Source organism: Caulobacter sp. UNC279MFTsu5.1, from assembly GCF_900114015.1.
Lineage (GTDB): Bacteria > Pseudomonadota > Alphaproteobacteria > Caulobacterales > Caulobacteraceae > Caulobacter.
Genome location: NZ_FORN01000016.1, coordinates 36,058 through 56,929 on the forward strand (window position 1 = coordinate 36,058; position 20,872 = coordinate 56,929).

A 20,872-nucleotide genomic window follows, 5' to 3' on the forward strand; every position below is an offset into this window, starting at 1 on the left:
GGACCTGGGCGGAAGCCCAGGCTTTTGACTATCGGCCTCCAAGGCCGAAGCGGCGGGAGCGGGGATGAGGAAGATCGGCAAGTTTCTGCGCCTCCTGATCTTCGCCTTGACCCTGGGCGGCCATGCCGCCACCGCCGCCACGCGGCTCGATCTCAACGGCGACTGGCGCTTCCGACCCGACCCGAACGGGGAGGGGATGTCCGCCGGCTGGCGCGCCGCGCCGCCCGAGGGCGCCAGGGCGGTCACCGTGCCCCATACCTGGAATCTGGGCCAGGACCAGGCGTTCGACGGCGTCGGCTGGTACTTCAAGAGCGTCGTCCTGCCCGAAGGCCTGGCGGGCCGGCATGTCGAGCTCAATTTCGGCGGCACGTTCTACAAGAGCCGGGTGTTCGTGAACGGCGTCGAGGCCGGCGGCCACGAGGGCGGCTTCACGGCCTATCACCTGGACGTCAGCAAGCTGGTCCGGCCCGGCGAAAACCGGATCGCGGTGGCCATCGACAACCGGCCGGGCTTCGCCACCATCCCCGGCTACGCCATGCGGCTGCAGGCGTCGGGCAACGTCTGGTATGACTGGTGGCGCAACGGCGGGATCCTGCGCGACGTCTGGCTGAGCGTCGCCGACAAGGGATTGATCCGCCAGCAGACGATCACCCAGAGTTTGTCGGCCGACCGTGCGACCGCGGTGACCCGGGTGCGGGTCGAGAACCTCGACGCGGCGCCGCGCGCCTATCGCCTGACGACTGCGATCGAGGATCCCGACGGCCGCGTCGTGGCCCGCGCCGACCAGACCGTGCGCGTAGCGGCGGGCGGCGCGGCCGAACCGTCGCTGAGCGTCGAGGTCCAGCGGCCCCAGCTGTGGAACGTCGGCGCGGCCAGGCTCTATCGCCTGTCGACGCAGTTGTGCGACGAAGACGGACGGCTGCTCGACGAGCGCACCGACACGGTCGGTTTCCGCAAGATCGAGATCAAGGGCCGCCGGCTCTATGTGAACGGCCAGGCGGTGCGCCTGACCGGCATGACCCGTCACCAGGATTCGCCTTGGGAGGGCCAGGCCGAGAGCGTCGGCACCATCCGCCAGGACTGGAACGACCTGGCGGCGCTGCACGTCACCCTGACCCGGCCGGTGCACTACCCGCAGCCGCAGGCCGTGCTGGACGAAGCCGACCGCCAGGGCGTGCTGCTGATCCCGGAGATCCCGATCTGGCAGATGACCGAGGCGCAACTGGCCGATCCGCGTCTTCTGCCCTTGGCCAAGCGCCAGATTGGCGAGATGATCGCCGAGGCCGGCAACCATCCCAGCGTCCTGGCCTGGAGCGTGATGAACGAGAGCGACGCCTCCAAGCCCGGCGGCCTGGCGTTCTTCCGGGCGATGAAGGCGCACATCAACGCCCTGGATCCCGGCCGCTTCGTGACCTTCGCCGACTCCGACGTGTCGATCGCCCCGTGGAAGCCGGCCCAGGCGCTGCGCGAGGCCGACTTCATCATGGCCAACGCCTATTTCGGCACCTGGAGCGGCGGCGCCGAGTCCGTGGAGCCGTGGCTGGACTTCTTCGACAAGACCTATCCCGACAAGATGCTGGTGATCTCGGAGTTCGGCTGGCCGGGCCCGTTCTCGACCGATCCCAAGGCCGCCGACATCGCGCGGGTCGAGAACCTGCTGGGCCAGATGGCGGCGTTCGAGAAGCGGCCCTTCGTGGGCGGCGCGATCTTCTGGACCTATCAGGACTACCACTCCAACCGGAACCTCTACGCCGGGTCGGTGGACGGTTATGTCGATCACGGCGTCGTCGACGAGAACCGCCAGCGCAAGCCGTCCTACGCGGCCTGGGAGCAGCGCAACCGCGCGATCGACGTCTCGGTGGCCTGGACGGTGGGCGAGGGCGGCCTCAGGGGCTTCACCGCCAAGGTCGCGCCGCGCGCGGCCGGCGCCCTGCCGTCCTATCCGTTGATCGGCCAGCGTGTCCGCTGGAAGGCGCTGGACCAGAACGGAGCGGTGATCGCCGAAAGTCCGGCCACTGAACTTGATCTCTCGGCCCCGGCGGTCGTCACGGGCGGTTGGAACAGGCCGGTCGACGGCATCGTTCGCCTGACCTTCGACGTGTTGACCCCGACCGGCGTCCGCTCGGGCGGGCAGGCGGCGGAATATCGACCCTTCAAGCTGGGCTCGGCGCCGTTCCCGCCCGATCCCGCGCAGCTCTCCAGCAATCCGGCGGTGCGTTGATGTCCAAGACCGATCTGAACAGCCTCGACCGCCGCGCCTTCCTGGCCGTGGCCGCGGCCGGCGCCACGGCGGTCGTCGCCACGCCCGGTTCGGCCGCCGAGCCGACGGTCTCGCCGACCGCGCCGACGGCGGAGATCCTGAGCCCGGAAAAGATCGACCAGGCCTGGCGGCGGGCGGCGGCCAAGTTCGACGCGCCGCGCGCCGCGGTGCTCAAGCGGGCCCGCGTCATGACGGAGCATGGCCCGTTCCGCGCCGACTGGCCGTCGCTGAAGACCTATGAGCCGCCGCTCTGGTATCAGGACGCCAAGTTCGGGATCTTCATCCACTGGGGCGTCTACTCGGTGCCAGCCTTCGGCGGCGAGTGGTACTCGCGGCTGATGTACCAGCAGGGCTCGAAGGAATACGAGCACCACCGGGCGACCTATGGACCGCAGGACCGCTTCGGCTACAAGGACTTCATCCCGCAGTTCACCGCCAAGGCCTACGACCCGGCGGGCTGGGCCAAGCTCTTCAAAGAGGCCGGCGCCCGCTATGTCGTGCCGGTGGCCGAGCACCACGACGGCTATGCTATGTACGACAGCCGCCTGTCGGACTGGACGGCGGTCAAGACCGGGCCCAAGCGCGACCTGATCGGCGCCTTCGCCAAGGCGGCCCGGGCAGAAGGCCTGCATTTCGGCCTCTCCAGCCACCGCGCCGAGCACGACTGGTTCTTCGACGAGGGCCGCAAGATCCCGTCGGACGTCAACGATCCGCGCTATCTGGAGCTCTACGGTCCGGCCCAGCTGCGTCTGTCGGGCAAGGACGACGCCGACCTGTTCGGCGATTTCACCGCCGTCTCCCAGGCCTGGGTCGACGATTGGCTGGCGCGCACCGCCGAGCTGGTCGAGCTCTATGATCCCGAGCTGATCTATTTCGACTGGTGGATCGGCAAGGCCGAGTTCCGCGCCGCCCTGCCAGCCATGCTGGCCCAGTACTACAACACCAAGGCCGCCCAGGGCCGCCAGGGCGTGGTCAACTACAAGCTGGGCTCCATGCCCGTCGGAGCCGGGGTGCTGGACATCGAGCGCGGCCAGGCGCCGGGCATCCAGCCGACCGCGTGGCAGACCTGCACCTCGATCAGCGACAAGGCCTGGGGCTTCATCGAGAACGACACCTACAAGAGCGCCGGCCAGCTGATCCACCTGCTGGTCGACGTGGTCTCAAAGAACGGCAACCTGCTGCTCAATGTCGGGCCGCACGCCGACGGCAGCATCCCGCCGGCCGCCCGCGACACCCTGCTGGCCATGGGCCAGTGGCTGACCCTGAACGGCGAGGCGATCTACGGCTCGCGGCCCTGGCGGGTGTTCGGCGAGGGGCCGACTGAGATCGCCGACGGTTCGTTCCAGGAAACCAAGACCAAGCCCTACACGGCCAAGGACTTCCGCTTCACCACCCGGGAGGGCCGGCTCTACGTCCTGCAGCTGAACGCGCCGGAAGGCGACGAAGCCCTGATCGCTTCGATCAAGCCGACGGACCAGGTCCGCGCCGTCACCGCGCTCAGCACCGGCCGGCCCGTGGCCTTCAGCCAGACGGCCGAGGGGCTGCGGCTGGCGGTCGGCGGACAGCCCGCCGGACACGCCGCCTATGTCTACCGTATCGACCTCGCTTAAGTGAAAGGGCCATCATGCGCCGCATCCTGACCCGCGCGTTTCTCGCCGCCGCTTTCGGTCTCGCCCTTGCGGGCGGGGCCCAGGCCCAAGCCAAGCCCGCCCAGCCCGTCGCGCTGTTCTACCTGATGGAGACGCCCAAATCGACGCGCTCCTTCGAGCAGCACATCGACAAGATCGGCCTGCTGGTCCCCACCTGGTACGGAGTGTCCAAGGACGGCCTGGTCACCGGCGCGCCCAATCCGGGGATCCTGGCCAAGGCCAAGGCGGCCCGCCTGCCGGTGATGCCGATCATCTCGCTGACCGACCGCGCCGGCCTGCACCAGCTGATGCAAAGCGAGCCGGCCAAGAAGGCCATGGCCGACGCCCTGGTCCGCGAGGCGAAGGCCAACGGTTATGTCGGCTTTCACTTCGACTTCGAGAACATCAGCTATCTGGACCGCGACGCCTTCACCCTGATGGCCAAGCAGACCGCCGACGCCCTGCACGCCAACGGCTTCACCATGGGCGTCGCCGTCGTGCCCAACGCGCCCGGCCATCCTGGCAAGGGCGCCTATTCCAAGTGGATGTGGGAGTACTGGCGCGGCGCCTACGACATCGAGGCCCTGGGCAAGATCGCCGACGAGGTCAGCCTGATGACCTACGACCAGCACACCCGCTGGACCCCGCCGGGTCCGGTCGGCGGCATGCCGTGGGTGATGGAGAACCTCGACTACGCGCTGAAGGTCATCCCGCGCGAGAAAATCTCGCTGGGCATCCCGCTCTACGGTTACCGCTGGTTCGCCGACAATCCGGTGCGGGCCGACGGGACCGAGGCGGTCAACATCAACGGCGTCTATTTCGACGGCGACGAGTCCATCCCCATGGCCCGCGAGTACGGCGTCAAGGTCCAGTGGGACGACGTCCAGAAGGAGAGCTGGTACGTGCTCTATCGCGACCAGATGAACGAGTGGGTGTCGATGCCCGACGCCCGCAGCTTCAAGGCCCGCTACGATGTCGTCAAGCAACAGGGCCTGGGCGGGTTCAGCGCCTGGGTGCTGGGGTCCGAGGATCCCGCGATCTGGGACGTCCTGCCCGTCGTCAAGCGCTAAGGATTGCCGATGCGACCCGCTCACCGTTTCGCGACCGCCAGCCTGGCGGCTCTTTCCCTGGCCCTGGCGGCCGGCACGGCCCTGGCCGCCGCGTCGCCGGCGCCGATCATTCCGGTCCCGGCCGAGCTGACCCCCGGCAAGGGCGCGCTGGTCGTCCGCTCGGGGGCGGTGATCTCGGCTCCGGCCGGCGATGTCGCCGCCCTGTCGGCCGCCCGCCTGCTGGCCGGCCAGGTCAAGCAGACCCGGGGCCTGGACCTCGTGGCGCAAGAGGGCGGGGCGGGGGCGATCGTCCTGGTTCGCGACCCGTCGGTGAGCGCGGCCGAGGGCTACGTGCTGACCGTGACGCCGAAGGGCGCGCGCATCGCCGCCAAGGATGACGCTGGCCTGCTGTATGGCGCCATGACCCTGGCCCAACTGCTCAGCCCGGACGCGGCGTTCGGCCGGCCGGTCAAGGTTCCGGCCCTGACCGTCCGCGACCAGCCGCGCTTCGCCTGGCGCGGGATCATGGTCGACGTCGCCCGCCACTTCCAGCCGGCGGAGTCGCTGAAGCCGCTGATCGACGCCATGGCGGCGCACAAGATGAATGTGCTGCACCTGCACCTGACCGACGACCAGGGCTGGCGGGTGGAGATCAAGCGCTATCCGAAGCTGACCGAAATCGGCGCCTGGCGCACCCCGCCGACGGCGGGCGAGGCGCCCTCGGGCCAGCCCTATGGCGGCTTCTACACCCAGGACCAGATCCGCGACCTGGTCGCCTATGCCCGCGAGCGGTCGGTGACCATCGTGCCGGAGATCGACCTGCCGGGCCATGCCCAGGCCGCCGTCGCCGCCTATCCCGAGATCGGCGTGTTCGGCGACCGGCCGCCCGTCGCCGTCGACTGGGGCGTCAACCCGTACCTGTTCAATGTCGACCAGCCCAGCCTGACCTTCATCGAGGGCGTGCTGGACGAGGTGATGGACCTGTTCCCCTCGACCTACATTCATGTCGGCGGCGACGAGGCGATCAAGGACCAGTGGCAAAGCTCGCCCGCCATCCAGGCCCGCATGCGCGAGCTGGGCCTGAAGAACGAGCACGAGATGCAGAGCTGGTTCATTGAGCATCTGGGCCAGTACCTGGCGTCGCACGGTCGCCGGCTGATCGGCTGGGACGAGATCCTCGAAGGCGGCCTGCCGGCCTCGGCCTCGGTGATGTCGTGGCGGGGCGAGCAAGGGGCGATCGACGCCGCCAACGCCGGTCACGACGTCGTGCTGTCACCGGCTCCGATCCTCTATCTGGACAGCCTGCAGAGCGACCGCGCCGACGAGCCGCCGGGCCGGCTGTCGATCATGACCCTGAAGGACGTCTACGGCTACGAGCCGATGCCCAAGGGCATCGCGGCCGACAAGGCCGGCCACGTGCTGGGCGCCCAGGCCAACGCCTGGACCGAATATCTGGTGACGCCCGCCCAGGTGCGCCACGCCATCTTCCCGCGCCTGGACGCCGTCTCGGAAATCACCTGGTCGCCGAAGAACCGGCGCGACTGGACGGGGTTCCTCGACCGCCTGGACGTCCAGCGCCTGCGCTACGCTCGCCAGGGGATCAACGCCGCCGACGGGGCCTTCGCGGTGAATTTCGCCCTGGACGGCGGCCGCGGCGCGACGCTGCGGTCAGGTCAGGCGACCCTGGCCCTGTCGACCCAGTCCGGCTTCGGCCAGATCCGCTACACTCTGGACGGCAAGACGCCGACGGCGCGTTCGCCGCTCTACGCCAAGCCGCTCAAGGTTCCGGTGGGGACCACGGTCCGCGCCGCGGCCTTCGCCGCCGACGGCCGACCGACGGCGGAGCCGCGCGCCTACGACCTCGGCCGGACCGCCCTGCTGACCCGCGGCAACACCGAGCTGACCGCCTGTCCGAAGGGAGCGCTGGGCCTGCGCGTGCCGCTGACCTCCGAGGCCCAGGCCGATGCGCCGGCCTTCAACGTCAACCTGTTCGACACCTGCGCGATGTACCCCGCCGCGCCGCTCGACCTGGCCGGCGGGTTCGAGGTCAAGGTCGTGCGCGTGCCGCGCCACTACGGCCTGGCCGCCGACACCGACAAGGTTCGCTGGCACTACAACGCCACGCGGTTCGGCGAACTGGTGGTCCGCGCGGGCGGCTGCGAGGGGCCGGTGACGGCGACCTTCCCGTTGCCCGATCCGGCTACGGCCGACAACCGGCTGAAGTTCAAGGGCGCCTTGCCGCAGGGCGCGGGCGATTCCGATCTGTGCCTGTTGTTCACCGCGCCGCTGTCCGGGCCCTTCTACGCCGTCGAGGCCCTGACCCTGACGCCCCGTTCCTCCAACTGACCCAGGTTAGGCGAGACGTGACCATGCTTCGATCCGCGCTGTTTTCCGCCTTCGCCCTGGCCGCCATGGGCTCCACCGCCCTGGCCGGACAGGTCGAGACCCGGAGCCTCGACCAGGGCTGGACCTTCCGGCTCGACCCGGCCGACGCCGCGGCCAAGACCCACGCGGCCGAGGCGGCGCAATGGCGTCCGGCCACCGTCCCGGGCACGGTGCAGACCGACCTGCTGGCCGCCGGCCGGATCCCCGATCCGTTCGTCGGGACCAACGAGGCGCAGCTGCAGTGGATTGGCCTGGCCGACTGGCAGTACCAGCGCACCCTGGACGCCGATGCGGCCCTGCTGGCCCGCGACCATGTCGACCTGGTCTTCGACGGGCTGGACACCTTCGCCGAGGTGTTCGTCAACGGCGTCAAGCTGCTGTCGGCCGACAACCAGCACCGCCGCTGGCGCGTGCCGGTCAAGTCGATCCTGAAGCCGGGCGCCAACCTGATCACCATCGACTTCAAGTCGCCGATCAAGAAGCTGCAGCCGGACCTGCTCAAGCAGCCCTACGTGCTGCCCGGCGCCTACGACTCCGCATTCGGCGACGAGCCGCCCGCCAAGCACACCTCCACCTATGTGCGCAAATCGCCCTACCACTATGGCTGGGACTGGGGTCCGCGCTACGTCACCGAAGGCATCTGGCGCGAGGTGCGGCTGGAGGCCTGGGACGAGGCCCGGATCGACGGTTTCCGCATCCGCCAGGACCAGGTGACGGCCGATCACGCCCGGCTGTCCGCCGAGTTCGAGATCGAATCCGACGCGACGCGCACGGTCGAACTGGCCGTCACCCCCACCGCGCCCGACGGCGCCGCCCTGCCGGTGGTCCGCCAGACGGTGACCCTGGCGCCTGGCCTGAACCGCGTTTCCGTGCCCGTGCCGATCGCCGCGCCCAGGCTGTGGTGGCCAGTGGGCTATGGCCGCCAGGATCTCTATCGCTTCGACGCCTCGCTCGCCCTGGACGGGGCGGTCCTGGCCAAGGTCGAGCGCCGCTCGGGCCTGCGCACGGTCGAGCTGCGCCGCGAGGCCGACGCCTGGGGCAAGAGCATGGGCTTCGTGATCAACGGCGTGCCGGTGTTCGCCAAGGGCGCCAACCTGATCCCGTTCGACAGCTTCTCGCCGCGGGTCAGTGACGAAAAGATGCGGGAGATCCTGACCTCGGCCCGCGACGCCAACATGAACATGCTGCGCATGTGGGGCGGGGGCCACTACCAGAGCGACGCCTTCTACGCGATGGCCGACGAACTGGGCCTGATGATCTGGCAGGACTTCATGTTCGGCGGCGCCATTCCGCCCTACGACGTGGCGTTCCGCGAAAACACCCGGGTCGAGGCCGTCGAGCAGGTCAAGCGCCTGGGCGACCATCCCAGCATCGTGCTGTGGAGCGGCAACAACGAGGTGCAGGCCGGCTGGGAGACCTGGGGCGACCGGATCAAGTTCAAGACCTCGATCCCGACCGAGGAACGCGAGCGCATCGTCATCGGCATGACCACCCTGTTCGGTCAGGTGTTGCGCGGCGCGGTCGCCGAGAATGACCCTGACACGCCCTATTGGGCCGGCTCGCCCACCACCGACTATGACGGCGCCGCCGACCAGCTGACAGACGGCGATCGCCACTATTGGGACGTCTGGGGCGGCTCAAAACCGGTCGAGGAGTACCTGCACGTCACCCCGCGCTTCATGTCGGAATACGGTCTGCAGTCGCAGCCGGAGATGCGGACGCTCAGGACGATCGCCAAGCCGCAGGACATGTCGGTCAACTCCACCGTCATGCGGGCCCACCAGAAGTACGCCAAGGGCGAGGGCAACGAGCGGATCCTGTTCTACATCCGCCGCAACTACGGCGAGCCGAAGACCTTCGAGGACTTCGTCTATCTGAGCCAGGTGATGCAGGCCGAGGGCATCGAGCTGGCGGCGCTGCACCACCGGTCCTCGCGACCCCAGACCATGGGCTCGATGTACTGGCAGCTCAACGATGTCTGGCCGGGCGCCTCGTGGTCCAGCGTCGACTATTACGGCCGCTGGAAGGCGCTGCAGTATCACGCCCGCCGCTTCTATGCCCCGGTCGCCCTGGCGGCCGTGCACGACAAGGGCGCGACGACGATCACCCTGCTCTCCGACCGCACCGCCCCCGCGCCGGTCCGCTGGCGGGTGCGGGTGATGGACGTCGACGGCAAGGTGCTGTCCGACAGCACCTCGGATGCGGAGCTCAAGCCTCTGGCGGGGACGCGGGTCGCCGACCTGCCGGACGCGACCTTGTTCAAGGGCGCCGATCCGGCCCGGACCTTCGCGGTGGTGGAGCTGATCGAGGACGGCAAGACGATCTCGCGCAACGTCGTCACACAGGTTCCCGCCAAGGCCATGGCCTTGCCCGATCCGGGTCTCCAGGCCACATGGTCGAAGACGGCGGACGGCTACGCCGTGACCGTCAAGGCCGCCAAGCTGGCCCGGGCGGTCTGGCTGGGCTTCGGCGACCTGGACGCCGCCCTGTCGGACAACGCCTTCGACCTGCCGCCGGGCGAGGCCGTCACCGTCCAGGTGAAATCCAAGGCCTCGCTGGCCCAGCTGAAGCGGGCCCTGACCCTGCGCAGCCTCTACGGCGCCACCAAGCCCGTGACGCCCTAGGAGTCGATGATGGTTCGACCTCACGCCCTGGCCGCGTCGCTGCTGTTGTTCGCCACCGCCGCCCAGGCCGCCGAGACCCCGGCGGCCCTGGTCTCGCGCCTGAGCCTCGAGGAGAAGGCCGCCCAACTGCAGAGCGCCGCGCCGCCGATCCCGCGGCTGGGGATCCGCGGCTACGAATGGTGGAACGAGGGCCTGCACGGCCTGGCCCGCAACGGCCCGGCCACGGTGTTCCCCCAGGCCATCGGCCTGGCCGCCACCTGGGACGAGGGCCTGATGGGCCGGGTCGGCGAGGCGGTGTCGGTCGAGGCGCGGGCCAAGTTCAACGCCGTCGGCGATCGCGATCCGGGCCGCTACGAGGGCCTGACCATCTGGTCGCCGAACATCAACATCTATCGCGACCCGCGCTGGGGCCGGGGCCAGGAGACCTATGGCGAGGACCCGCACCTGACCGGGACCCTGGCCAGCGCCTTCGTGCGCGGGATCCAGGGGCCCGATCCCGAGCATCCCCGCGCCATCGCCACGCCCAAGCACTTCGCGGTCCATTCCGGGCCCGAGGCCGGCCGGCACGGCTTCGACGTCGACGTCTCTCCCCAGGACCTGGAGGCCACCTACCTGCCGGCCTTCCGCCAAGCGGTGACCGAGGGCGGGGCGCGGTCGGTGATGTGCGCCTATAACGCCATCCACGGCTTCCCGGCCTGCGCCTCGCCGCTGCTGCTGGACGAGACCCTGCGCCGCGACTGGGGGTTCAAGGGCTTCGTCGTCTCCGACTGCGACGCGGTCGACGACATGACCCAGTTCCACTATTTCCGCCTCGACAACGCCGCGTCCTCGGCGGCGGCCCTGGCGGCGGGCGACGACCTCAACTGCGGCAACGCCTACGCCCAATTGCCGGCGGCCGTGCGCCGGGGCGATCTCGACGAGGCGGTGCTCGACCGCGCCGTCAGCCGTCTGTTCGAGGCCCGCGCGGCGCTGGGCGCCCTGTTCGCGCCCGATCCGGCCAATCCCTACGCTAAGCTGGGCGCCGACGCCGTGAACTCGCCTGCTCACCGGGTCTTGGCGCTGGAGGCCGCGCGCAAGTCGATCGTGCTGCTGAAGAACGACCAGAATCGCCTGCCGCTGGCCCCGACCACCAAGATCGCGGTGATCGGGCCGGACGCCGACGCCCTGGAGGTGCTGGAGGCCAACTATCATGGCACGGCCGTCGACCCGGTGACGCCGCTGCAAGGCCTGCGCGCCCAGTGGGGCAAGGGCGCCATCCGCTACGCCCAGGGTTCGGTCGTGGCCGAGGGCGTGCCGGTCGCCGTGCCGGAGACCGCGCTGCGCACCGGCCTCGGCCCCGACGCCGTCCAGGGCCTGACCGGCGCCTATTTCGACGATCCCGCCCTGAGCGGCGCCCCGCGCGTGACCCGCACCGATCGCGTCGTCAATTTCGACTGGGACCGCGCCGCGCCGGCTCCGGGCCTGGATCCGGCCCGCTACGGCGTGCGCTGGACCGGGGCCCTGGTTCCGCCGGGACCGGGCCAGTACGCCCTGGTCGTCGGCGTCGCCCGTTGCTTCGACTGCAAAGGCCACGATCCCGTCCGCCTCTGGGTCGACGACAAGCTGGTGGTCGACGACGGCGGTTCGGGCAAAGCGGTCGAGGCCGTGCTGAACTTCACCGACGCACGCCCGCGCCGCATCCGCCTGGAGCTGTCGCACACCGGCGAAGACCAGGGCGTGCGCCTGCAATGGCGCGCCCCGGCCGCGCCGCAGTTGGCCGAGGCGGTCAAGGCCGCGGGCCAGGCCGACGTGGTGGTCGCGGTCGTCGGCCTCTCGCCCGACGTCGAGGGCGAGGCGCTGCAGGTGACCGTGCCGGGCTTCGACGGCGGCGACCGCACCGACATCGCGCTGCCCGCGCCGCAACGCCGCCTGCTGGAGGCTCTGGCCGCCACTGGCAAGCCGCTGGTCGTCGTGCTGACCTCCGGCGGCGCGGTCGAGCTGGACTGGGCCAAGACCCATGCCGACGCCATCCTGGCCGCCTGGTATCCGGGCCAGTCGGGCGGCGTCGCCCTCGCCGAGACCCTGGCCGGCCTGAACAATCCCTCCGGCCGCCTGCCGGTGACCTTCTACAAGTCGGCCCGCGACCTGCCGCCCTTGGTCGAATATGCGATGAAGGGGCGGACCTATCGCTATTTCGAGGGCGAGCCGACCTATCCGTTCGGCTACGGCCTCAGCTACACCCGCTTCGACTACGGCGCGCCCAGCCTGTCGGCGACGACGCTGAAGGCCGGTGAAGCGCTGGTGGTCGAGGCCGAGGTGGCCAATGTCGGCGACCGGGCCGGCGACGAGGTGGCCCAGGCCTATCTGATCCCACCCAAGCCCGCGGACTATCGCGGACGGCAGGCCGACCGGCTGCTGCTGCGCACCCTGGTCGGCTTCGACCGGCTGACGCTGAAGCCCGGCGAGCGGCGCAAGGTCCGGTTCACGCTGTCGCCCCGCGACCTGTCGCAGGTGGGGCGGAACGGCGCGCGGGCCGTGGTCCCGGGCCGTTACACCCTGTTCGTCGGCGGCGGCCAGCCCGGCCAGGCGCCCGGACGCGAGGTGAGCTTCACGATCGAGGGCCAGCAGGAGCTTTCGCGATGAGCGTCCGTCTCTCCCGCCGCCAAGCCCTGCTGACCGGCGCGGCGGCGGCCCTGGCCGCGACGCCGGCGGCCGGCGCCGCGCCGTTCGTCTCACGTCGCCCGCCGCCCGCCGCCCGGCGCTTCACCAGCCCGGCCGTCGAGGCCCTGATCAAGCGGGTGAAGGCCAAGGTCGCCGATCCCGAACTGGCCTGGCTGTTCGAGAATTGCTTCCCCAATACCCTGGACACCACGGTCTTTCTCACGGAGACCGGCGGCACACCGGACGCCTTCGTGATCACCGGCGACATCGACTGCATGTGGCTGCGGGATTCCTCGGCCCAGGTCTGGCCCTACCTGCCGCTGGCCGCCAAGGCGCCCGAGCTGCGGACCCTGTTCCGCGGCGTGATCGGCCGCCAGGCCCGCTGCATCCTGATCGACCCCTACGCCAACGCCTACATGCATGACTCGACGGCGCGGACGAACCTGAAGTGGTCGCAGCAGGACGTCACCGAGATGCGGCCCGGCGTCGGCGAACGGAAGTGGGAGGTCGACAGCCTCTGCTACCCGATCCGCCTGGCCCACGGCTATTGGCGGGCGACCCGCGATCCGGCCCCGTTCGACGCCGAATGGCGCCAGGCCATGGCGGTGGTGGTGCGCACCTTCCGCGAGCAGCAGCGCAAGACCGGCCCCGGGCCCTACAGCTTCCAGCGGCCCAGCACCCTGGCGACCGAGACCCTGATGCTGGAGGGCAGGGGGGCGCCGACCCGCAAGGTGGGGCTGATCCATTCGATGTTCCGTCCCTCGGATGACGCTTGCGTCTATCCCTTCCTGATCCCGTCCAACCTGTTCGCCGCCGCCAGCCTGCGGCAGTTGGCGGAACTGGCGACCGAGGTGATGAACGACGCGGCCTTCGCCGCCGAGTGCACGGCCTTCGCCGACGAGGTGACGGCGGCGTTGCAGGCCCATGGCCTGACCCGCGACCCCGACGGCCAGCCCGTCTGGGCCTTCGAGGTCGACGGCTTCGGCAACGCGGTGTTCATGGACGACGCCAACGCGCCGGGTCTGCTGAGCCTGGCCTATCTGGGCTGCGTCCCGCACGACGACCCGGTCTTCCGCCGCACGGCGCGCCTGGCCTGGAGCGAGCGCAACCCGTACTTCTTCAAGGGCCGGGCGGCGGAGGGGATCGGCGGTCCCCACGCGGGCCTCGACCTGATCTGGCCGATGTCGATCATCATGCGGGCGCTGAACGCCCTGGTCGACGGCGACGACGCCACGGTCCTGGCCTCCTTGCGGACCCTGAAGGCGACCCACGCCGGCAAAGGCTTCATGCACGAGGCCTTCCACAAGGACGACCCGACCAAGTTCACCCGCGACTGGTTCGCCTGGGCCAACACCCTGTTCGGCGAGCTGATCGTCGAGATCGCCGACCGCCGGCCCGCCCTGCTGGCCCGCCCCCTGGAAACGACCGCATGACCCAAGTTCCCACGATCGACCGCCGCGGCCTGATGGCCGGCGTGGGCCTGGCCGGGCTCGCCGCCGCCACCCCGGCCGGTTCTGCCCCGCGCCGGGCGCTGTGCGATTTCGTCGACCCGTTCATCGGCACCGGCGGCCATGGCCATACCTATCCGGGCGCGACCCTGCCGTTCGGCATGGTCCAGCTGAGCCCCGACACCAGCAACAACGGTTGGGATTCCTGCTCGGGCTATCATCAGCAGGACGGCTCGATCATGGGCTTCTCGCACACCCATCTCAGCGGCACCGGCTGCGCCGACCTGCTGGACGTGCTGGTGGTCCCGGCCACCGGCCCGGTGCTGCTGACCCCGGGCGAGCCGGGCAAGCCGGACGACGGCTATCGCTCGCGCTACGACCGGGCCAGCGAGCACGCCTCGCCCGGCTACTACAAGGTCCGCCTGACCGACACGCGGATCGACGCCGAGCTGACCGTCACCGAGCGCGTGGGTCTGCATCGCTACACCTTTCCCAAGGGCGAGCCGGGCCACCTGCTGATCGACCTGCAGCACGGCCAGAAGGACTGGTGGGAAAAGTCGCCGGCGACCCGGATCAAGAACGCCAGCCTGCGCCTGCTCGGCGATGACACTCTGGTCGGGGCCCGCCAGGTGTTCCAATGGGCGCCGGGGCGCTGGATCTATTTCGCGATGAAGCTGTCGCGCCCGTTCAAGAGCGCCCAGCTCTACGCCGACGATCAGCCGCTGGCGACCGAAGTCCGCGAGGCCAAGGGCGAGAACCTGAAGTGCGCCTTGCACTATCCCGACGCCGGCAAGGCGCCGCTGGTGGTCAAGGTCGGCCTGTCGGGCGTCGACATCGAGGGCGCGCTGGCCAACCTGCAGGCCGAGGCGCCCGGCTGGGACTTCGACGGCGCGCGGCGCTCGGCCCGCGCGGCCTGGGAAAAGGCCCTATCGTCGATCCGCATCGACGGCGCGTCCGAGACCGACGCGAAGATCTTCTACACCGGCCTCTATCACAGCCTGCTGGCCCCGACCCTGTTCAGCGACGTCGACGGCCGCTACCGCGGCATGGACCAGAAGGACCACAAGGTTCCCACCGGCCGTCGCAACTACAGCACCTATTCGCTGTGGGACACCTACCGGACCCTGCACCCGTTGCTGACCCTGGCCCAGCCGGCCCGGGCGGCCGACGTGGTCGCCGGCTTGGTGCCGATGGCCGAGGAGAGCCCCAAGGGGCCGTCGGTCTGGCCGCTGCAGGGCATCGAGACCGGCACCATGAACGGCTGGCACGCCGCCGTCGTCCTGGCCGAGGCGCAGGGCAAGGGGCTGGGCGGGCTGGACGCGGTCCGCACCTGGAAGGCGTTCCGCAAGCGGGCCTTCGACGACGACGTGCTGGGCCTGGACTGGTACAAGCGCCTGGGCTTCATCCCGGTCGACGAGGTGATGGAGGGCGCCAGCCGCACGCTGGAATACGCCTATGACGACTGGGCCATGGCGCACCTGGCCGCCGCCGCGGGCGCCCACGACGACGCCAAGGCCCTGCTGGTCCGCTCGCGCAACTATCGCAACCAGTTCGACGCCTCGACCCAGTTCATGCGGCCGCGCAACGCCGACGGCTCCTGGGTGACGCCGTTCGAGCCGCGCGCCATCGGCCACATGGAAAAGTGGCGCGACTTCACCGAGGCCAACGCCTGGCAGGCGACCTTCCTGACCCAGCACGACCTCTACGCCTACATGGAGCTGTTCGGCGGCGAGAAGGGCCTGGAGGCCAGGCTCGACGCGCTGTTCACCGCCAGCTCGGAAATGCCGCCGGGCTCGCCGCCCGATATCGCCGGCCTGGTCGGCCAGTACGCCCACGGCAACGAGCCGTGCCACCACGTGGCCTATCTCTACGCCTATTGCGGCGCGCACCATAAGACCCAGGCCCAAGTCCGGATGCTGCTCAAGAGCCAGTACCAGGCCAAGCCCGACGGCCTGTCGGGCAACGAGGACTGCGGCCAGATGAGCGCCTGGTACGTGATGAGCGCCCTGGGCCTCTATCCCGTCGATCCGGTCATGGGCGCCTATGTGTTCGGCTCGCCGCTGTTCCCGCGCGCCGAGATCGCGGTGGGGGAGGGGCGCAAGCTGGTGATCGAGGCGCAGGGCGTCGCGCCGGACCGCTTCTACATCCAGTCGGCGACCTGGAACGGCGCGGCGCACGATCGCTGCTGGATCGGCCACGACGAGCTGGCCAAGGGCGGCCGGCTGGTGTTTCGGATGGGCGAGCGGCCGAACCCCGCGTTCGGGGCGGTGCGGTCGTCGCGCCCGCCCTCGGCGCCGAAGTTCGCGTGAGGCCGCGCCGCCGCCTCGCGCTCGGGCTGGCGGTCCTTGCCGCCAGCGTGGCCGCGGCGGCGCGCGCCGAAGACCTGACGCACGCGCGGCTGGTCGAAACCGAGGCGGAGTCGGCGATGGCCGCGCGCTTCCTGGCCGAGGAGATCGCCGCGCGCGTCGGCGGCCCCTGGGGCGCGGGTTCGAACGCGGATGCGCCCCTGATCGTGGTCGCGCGTCCAGAAGCGGTCGAAGGGCGGTTGCCCCTATCCTTGCGGGCGGCCTGGCGCATCCGCCCCGCCGGGGACGCGGCCCGGACGCCGGAAGGGTTCTCGGTGCGCACCCTGCGCGCGGGATCCCGGACGGCGTTGGTCGTGACGGCCCAGACCCCGCGCGGCCGGCTGTTCGGCGTCGGCTGGCTGCTGCGCAAGCTGGAGATCGAGCCGGGCCGGGTGGCCGCGCCCGACGGCCTAGCGATCGACACCGCCCCGGCCCAGGCCGTGCGCGGCGTGCAGATTGGCTATCGCTACAAGAACAACAGCTACGACGCCTGGACGCTGGCGATGTTCGAACGCCGCGTGCGCGACATCGCCATCTTCGGCGGCAACACCATCCAGGTGATCGCGCCGGCGTCGGACGACGCGGCGACCAGCCCGTTGTTTCCGGCCCCGCCGCTGGAGACCCTCATCGGCCTGTCGGCCCTGGCCGACCGCTATGGCCTGGACTTCGCGCTCTACTATCCGCAACTGGCCAAGGACTATGGCGACCCGGCCGCCGTGGCGACGGAGTTGAAGGCCTTCGAGGATCTGGTCCGCCGGCTGCCACGTGTCGACGCCCTCTACGTGCCGGGCGGCGATCCCGGGCACACCCGTCCGGACCTGCTGTTTCCGCTGGTGGAGCAGGAGGCGCGCGTCCTGGCGCGGATCCATCCCGGGGCCAAGGTCTGGCTGTCCGCCCAAGGGTTCGACCAGGCGCAAAGCGAGGCCTTCTACGCCCAGCTGGCGCGGGAGCCCGCCTGGCTGACGGGGGTGTTCTTCGGGCCGCAGACTCGCGATCCCATGGCCGTGCAGCGCCGACGGGTTCCGGCGCGCTATCCGATCCAGTTCTATCCGGACATCGGCCACACGCTGCACGCCCAGTTCCCGGTTCCGCAGTGGGATCCCGCCTTCGCGATCACCGAGGGACGCGAGCCGATCAATCCGCGCCCCCTGGGCCAGGCCGCGATCTTCCGCCACTTCGCGGCGCTGAACACCGGAGCGGTGACCTATTCCGAAGGGGTCAATGACGACGTCAACATGACGCTCTGGTTCCAGTTGGGGTGGTCGGCGCAGGTCGAGCCCCGCGAGGTCCTGCGCGATTACGCGCGGGTCTTCCTCGGGGCGCGGATCGGCGACGCGCCCAGCGACCGGTTCGTGGACGGGGTGATGGCGCTGGAGCGAAATTGGACCGGCAAGGCGGCCGACAACGCTGGGATCGACACCACGCTGGCCCTGTTCGACGACCTGGAGCGGCGCGCTTCGCCTGCCCAGCGCGCCAACTGGCGGTTCGAGTCCGCGCTCTACCGGGCGGTCTATGACGCCTGGGTGCGGTCGCGGTCGCGGGCCGAGGCGGCGCGCCAGGCGGCGGCCATGGCGGCGCTGGCGCAAGCCTCCGCGACCGGGGCCGAAGCGGCCATGGCGCGAGCCGAGCAGGCCCTCGCGGGGCCCGACGTGCCGGAGGCCCTGGCCCTGCGCGCCCGGCTGTTCGATTTGGCCGGACGGCTCTACGCCCATGCGGGCCTGCAGCTCAGCGTCCAGCGCTACGGCGCCTCGGCGATCGAGCGCGGCGCCAATCTCGACCGGGTCGACGCCTCGCTGAACGACCGGGTCTGGCTGAAGCGCCGGTTCGCCGAGATCCGGGCCTTGCCCGACGAAGCCGGGCGTCGGGCGCGGCTGGCCGAAATCGCGGATGCGCCGATGACCGGGCGAGGCGCGCTGTACGACGACCTGGGCGATCCCGATCGTGAACCGCATCTGGCGCGCGGCTTCGGCTTCGACCGTGATCCCCAGCTGCTGGAAAGCGCCATCGACGGCGTCGCCGACAAGATCCCGGACGACGGTTGGCGCGGGGCTTGGACGACCTATGCCGAGACGCTCTACGACCGTCCGATCACCCTGGTCTATCGCGATCTCGACCCGAAGCGGACCTGGCGGCTGCGCGCGACCTATGCCGGCGAGGATTATCAGCTGCCCATGCGCCTGACCGCCAACGGCGTCGAACTGCATCCGCCGCTGCCGCGCGCCACCAATCCGATGACTGTCGACCTGGCCGTGCCGCCCGAGGCCACGCGGTCGGGCCAACTGCGCCTGGATTGGACGCGGCCGCCCGGCGTCGGCGGCGGCGGCCGCGGCCACCAGGTGGCCGAGGTCTGGCTGATCCCCGATCCCGTTTCTTCCCCCGTTTCCCCCTGACCGGAGCCGATCGATGCGCCCCGAACTTCATCTGTCCCGCCGCCTGCTGCTGGCCGGCGCCGCCGCTTCGGCCCTGCCCGGCATGGCCTTCGCGGCCGCCCTGTCGCCCTACGGCGCGACGCCCTCGGCCCGGCAGCTGGCCTGGCACGAGTTGGAGACCTATGGTTTCGTCCACTTCTCGATCAACACCTTCACCGATCGCGAGTGGGGCTATGGCGACGAGTCGCCGGCCCTGTTCAATCCGACCGACTTCAGCGCCGACCAGATCGTCGCCGCGGCCAAGGCGGGCGGGCTGAAGGCGCTGATCCTGACGGCCAAACACCACGACGGCTTCTGCCTGTGGCCCAGCCGCTTCACCGAGCACAGCATCAAGAATAGCCCCTACAAGGACGGCAAGGGCGACATCGTCCGGGAACTGTCCGAGGCCTGCGCGCGCGGCGGGCTGAAGTTCGGCCTCTACCTGTCGCCGTGGGATCGCAACCACGCCGACTACGGTCGATCCGAATACGTCACCTATTACCGCAACCAGCTGCGCGAGCTGCTGACCCAGTACGGGACGCTGTTCGAGGTGTGGTTCGACGGGGCCAACGGCGGCGACGGCTACTATGGCGGCGCCCGCGAGGTGCGGAAGATAGGACCCAACTACTACAACTGGCCGTCGATCATCGCCTTCGTCCACGAACTGCAGCCGATGGCCGTGACCTTCGACCCCAAGGGCGCGGACCTGCGCTGGGTCGGCAACGAGCGCGGCTTCGCTGGCGATCCCTGCTGGGCGACCATGGACGACGGCCCCTATACCGAGGCCAAGGGCACGAGCGGCGTGCGCGGCGGTTCGGTCTGGTGGCCGGCCGAGGTGGACGTGTCGATCCGTCCGGGCTGGTTCTGGCACGCCTACGAGGACGCCGAGGTGAAGTCGCCGGGCCGGCTGCAGAAGATCTATTTCGAGTCCGTCGGACGGGGGACCAACCTGCTGCTCAACCTGCCGCCCGACCGGCGCGGTCGCATTCCCGACGAGGATGTCGCGGCCCTGAAGGCGTGGGGCGAGGCCCGCCGCGCCCTGTTCGCCCGCAACCTGGCCGCCGGCGCCCGGGCCCAGGCAAGCGCCGCCCGGCCCGGCCACGCCGCCACGGCCGTGCTGGACGGCGCGCGCGACACCTATTGGGCCTGCGACGCCGGCGCCGCGGCTCCGGAGTTGACCCTGACCTTGCCCGAGGCGCGGACCTTTGACGTTGTGCGGCTGCGCGAGCATCTGCCGCTGGGCCTGCGGGTCACGGAATTCGCGCTGGATGTCTGGGACGGCGGCTGGCGCGAAATCGCCCGGCATCAGGGGATCGGCGCCCAGCGCCTGGTGCGGCTGGCCGCTCCGGTCGCCACGCGCAAGCTGCGCCTGCGGGTGCTCGACGCCCCGGCCGGTCCGGCGATCAGCGAGGTCAGCCTGTTCCGCCAGCCCGTGCTGGTCGATCCGCCAGCCATCCAGCGCGATCGCCAGGGCCTGGTGTCGATCATCGGCGACGCGCCGGGGCTGGAGCTGCGCTACACGGTGGACGGCGCCGCGCCGACCCGCGACGCCCTCCGGTTCACCGAGCCCTTCGCCCTGCCCGAGGGCGGGGAGGTGAAGGCCGTCGCCATAGAGCCCGCCAGCGGCGTGGCCAGCGCGCCCGCGCGACGGCTCTTCGACGTGCGCAAGTCCGACTGGCGCATCGCCGAAGCCAGCGCGCCCGGCGCCGAGGCCCTGATCGACGACGAACGCGGCACCGCCTGGCGCGCGCCGTCGCCTTGTGTCGTGACGCTGGATCTCGGCAAGACCAGATCGCTGGCCGGCTTCATCCTGACGCCGGCCTGGGACCGAACGCAGGGCGCGGGCGCGCCGGCCGGCTATCGTGTGGTGACCAGCGCCGACGGCGCCGCCTGGACGCCGGCGGGCGAGGGCGAATTCGCCAACATCGCGGCCAGCCTGGCCCCTCAGCGGGTGGTGTTCGATCGCCGGGAGGGACGGTATCTGCGCCTGGAGGTGACGAGGACGGCGGGTGGCGAGGCGCAGGTCGCGTTCGCCGAACTGGACGTGATCACCGTCCGCGGCTGATCGTCGCTTCGTCCGATCCT

At 70.5% G+C, this 20,872-nt stretch carries 10 protein-coding genes; all 10 read left to right on the forward strand.

Annotated elements, in window-relative coordinates; all coding sequences use genetic code 11:
- Positions 1-64 precede the first annotated feature (64 nt).
- Genes BM066_RS11225 through BM066_RS11270 form a run of 10 tightly spaced genes read left to right on the forward strand, consistent with a single transcriptional unit; the run spans position 65 to position 20,852 of the window.
- Entirely contained in the window at positions 65-2,221 is a 2,157-nt protein-coding gene (locus tag BM066_RS11225) for a glycoside hydrolase family 2 protein (protein ID WP_089927678.1), read from the forward strand.
- Complete coding sequence (locus tag BM066_RS11230; RefSeq protein ID WP_089927681.1) at positions 2,221-3,870, forward strand: alpha-L-fucosidase; 1,650 nt, start codon at positions 2,221-2,223, stop codon at positions 3,868-3,870. Before BM066_RS11225 ends, BM066_RS11230 begins: the two co-directional genes overlap by 1 nt.
- A gap of 14 nt (positions 3,871-3,884) precedes the next feature.
- Positions 3,885-4,958 carry a glycosyl hydrolase family 18 protein gene (locus tag BM066_RS11235; RefSeq protein ID WP_089927686.1) on the forward strand — a complete coding sequence of 358 codons (1,074 nt, stop codon included), beginning with the start codon at positions 3,885-3,887 and terminating at the stop codon, positions 4,956-4,958.
- Between the two features lie 9 nt (positions 4,959-4,967).
- Complete coding sequence (locus tag BM066_RS11240) at positions 4,968-7,283, forward strand: beta-N-acetylhexosaminidase (protein ID WP_089927689.1); 2,316 nt, start codon at positions 4,968-4,970, stop codon at positions 7,281-7,283.
- Positions 7,284-7,306: 23 nt separating this feature from the next.
- Entirely contained in the window at positions 7,307-9,946 is a 2,640-nt protein-coding gene (locus tag BM066_RS11245) for a beta-mannosidase (protein ID WP_089927694.1), read from the forward strand.
- Between the two features lie 9 nt (positions 9,947-9,955).
- Positions 9,956-12,568: a glycoside hydrolase family 3 C-terminal domain-containing protein gene (locus BM066_RS11250; RefSeq protein ID WP_089927698.1), complete on the forward strand. Its 2,613-nt coding sequence runs from the start codon at positions 9,956-9,958 to the stop codon at positions 12,566-12,568.
- On the forward strand, positions 12,565-14,019 hold the full coding sequence (locus BM066_RS11255) for a glycoside hydrolase family 125 protein (RefSeq protein ID WP_089927701.1): 1,455 nt from the start codon (positions 12,565-12,567) through the stop codon (positions 14,017-14,019). Before BM066_RS11250 ends, BM066_RS11255 begins: the two co-directional genes overlap by 4 nt.
- The gene (locus BM066_RS11260; RefSeq protein WP_255367555.1) at positions 14,016-16,343 is read left to right on the forward strand and encodes a GH92 family glycosyl hydrolase; all 2,328 of its coding nucleotides are present in this window, start codon (positions 14,016-14,018) and stop codon (positions 16,341-16,343) included. The genes BM066_RS11255 and BM066_RS11260 overlap by 4 nt, the downstream gene beginning before the upstream one ends.
- Positions 16,340-18,769, forward strand: coding sequence for a beta-N-acetylhexosaminidase family protein (locus BM066_RS11265; RefSeq protein ID WP_255367556.1), 2,430 nt, complete (start codon positions 16,340-16,342; stop codon positions 18,767-18,769). The genes BM066_RS11260 and BM066_RS11265 overlap by 4 nt, the downstream gene beginning before the upstream one ends.
- A 13-nt stretch (positions 18,770-18,782) precedes the next feature.
- Positions 18,783-20,852: an alpha-L-fucosidase gene (locus tag BM066_RS11270; RefSeq protein WP_089927705.1), complete on the forward strand. Its 2,070-nt coding sequence runs from the start codon at positions 18,783-18,785 to the stop codon at positions 20,850-20,852.
- Positions 20,853-20,872: the final 20 nt, after the last annotated feature.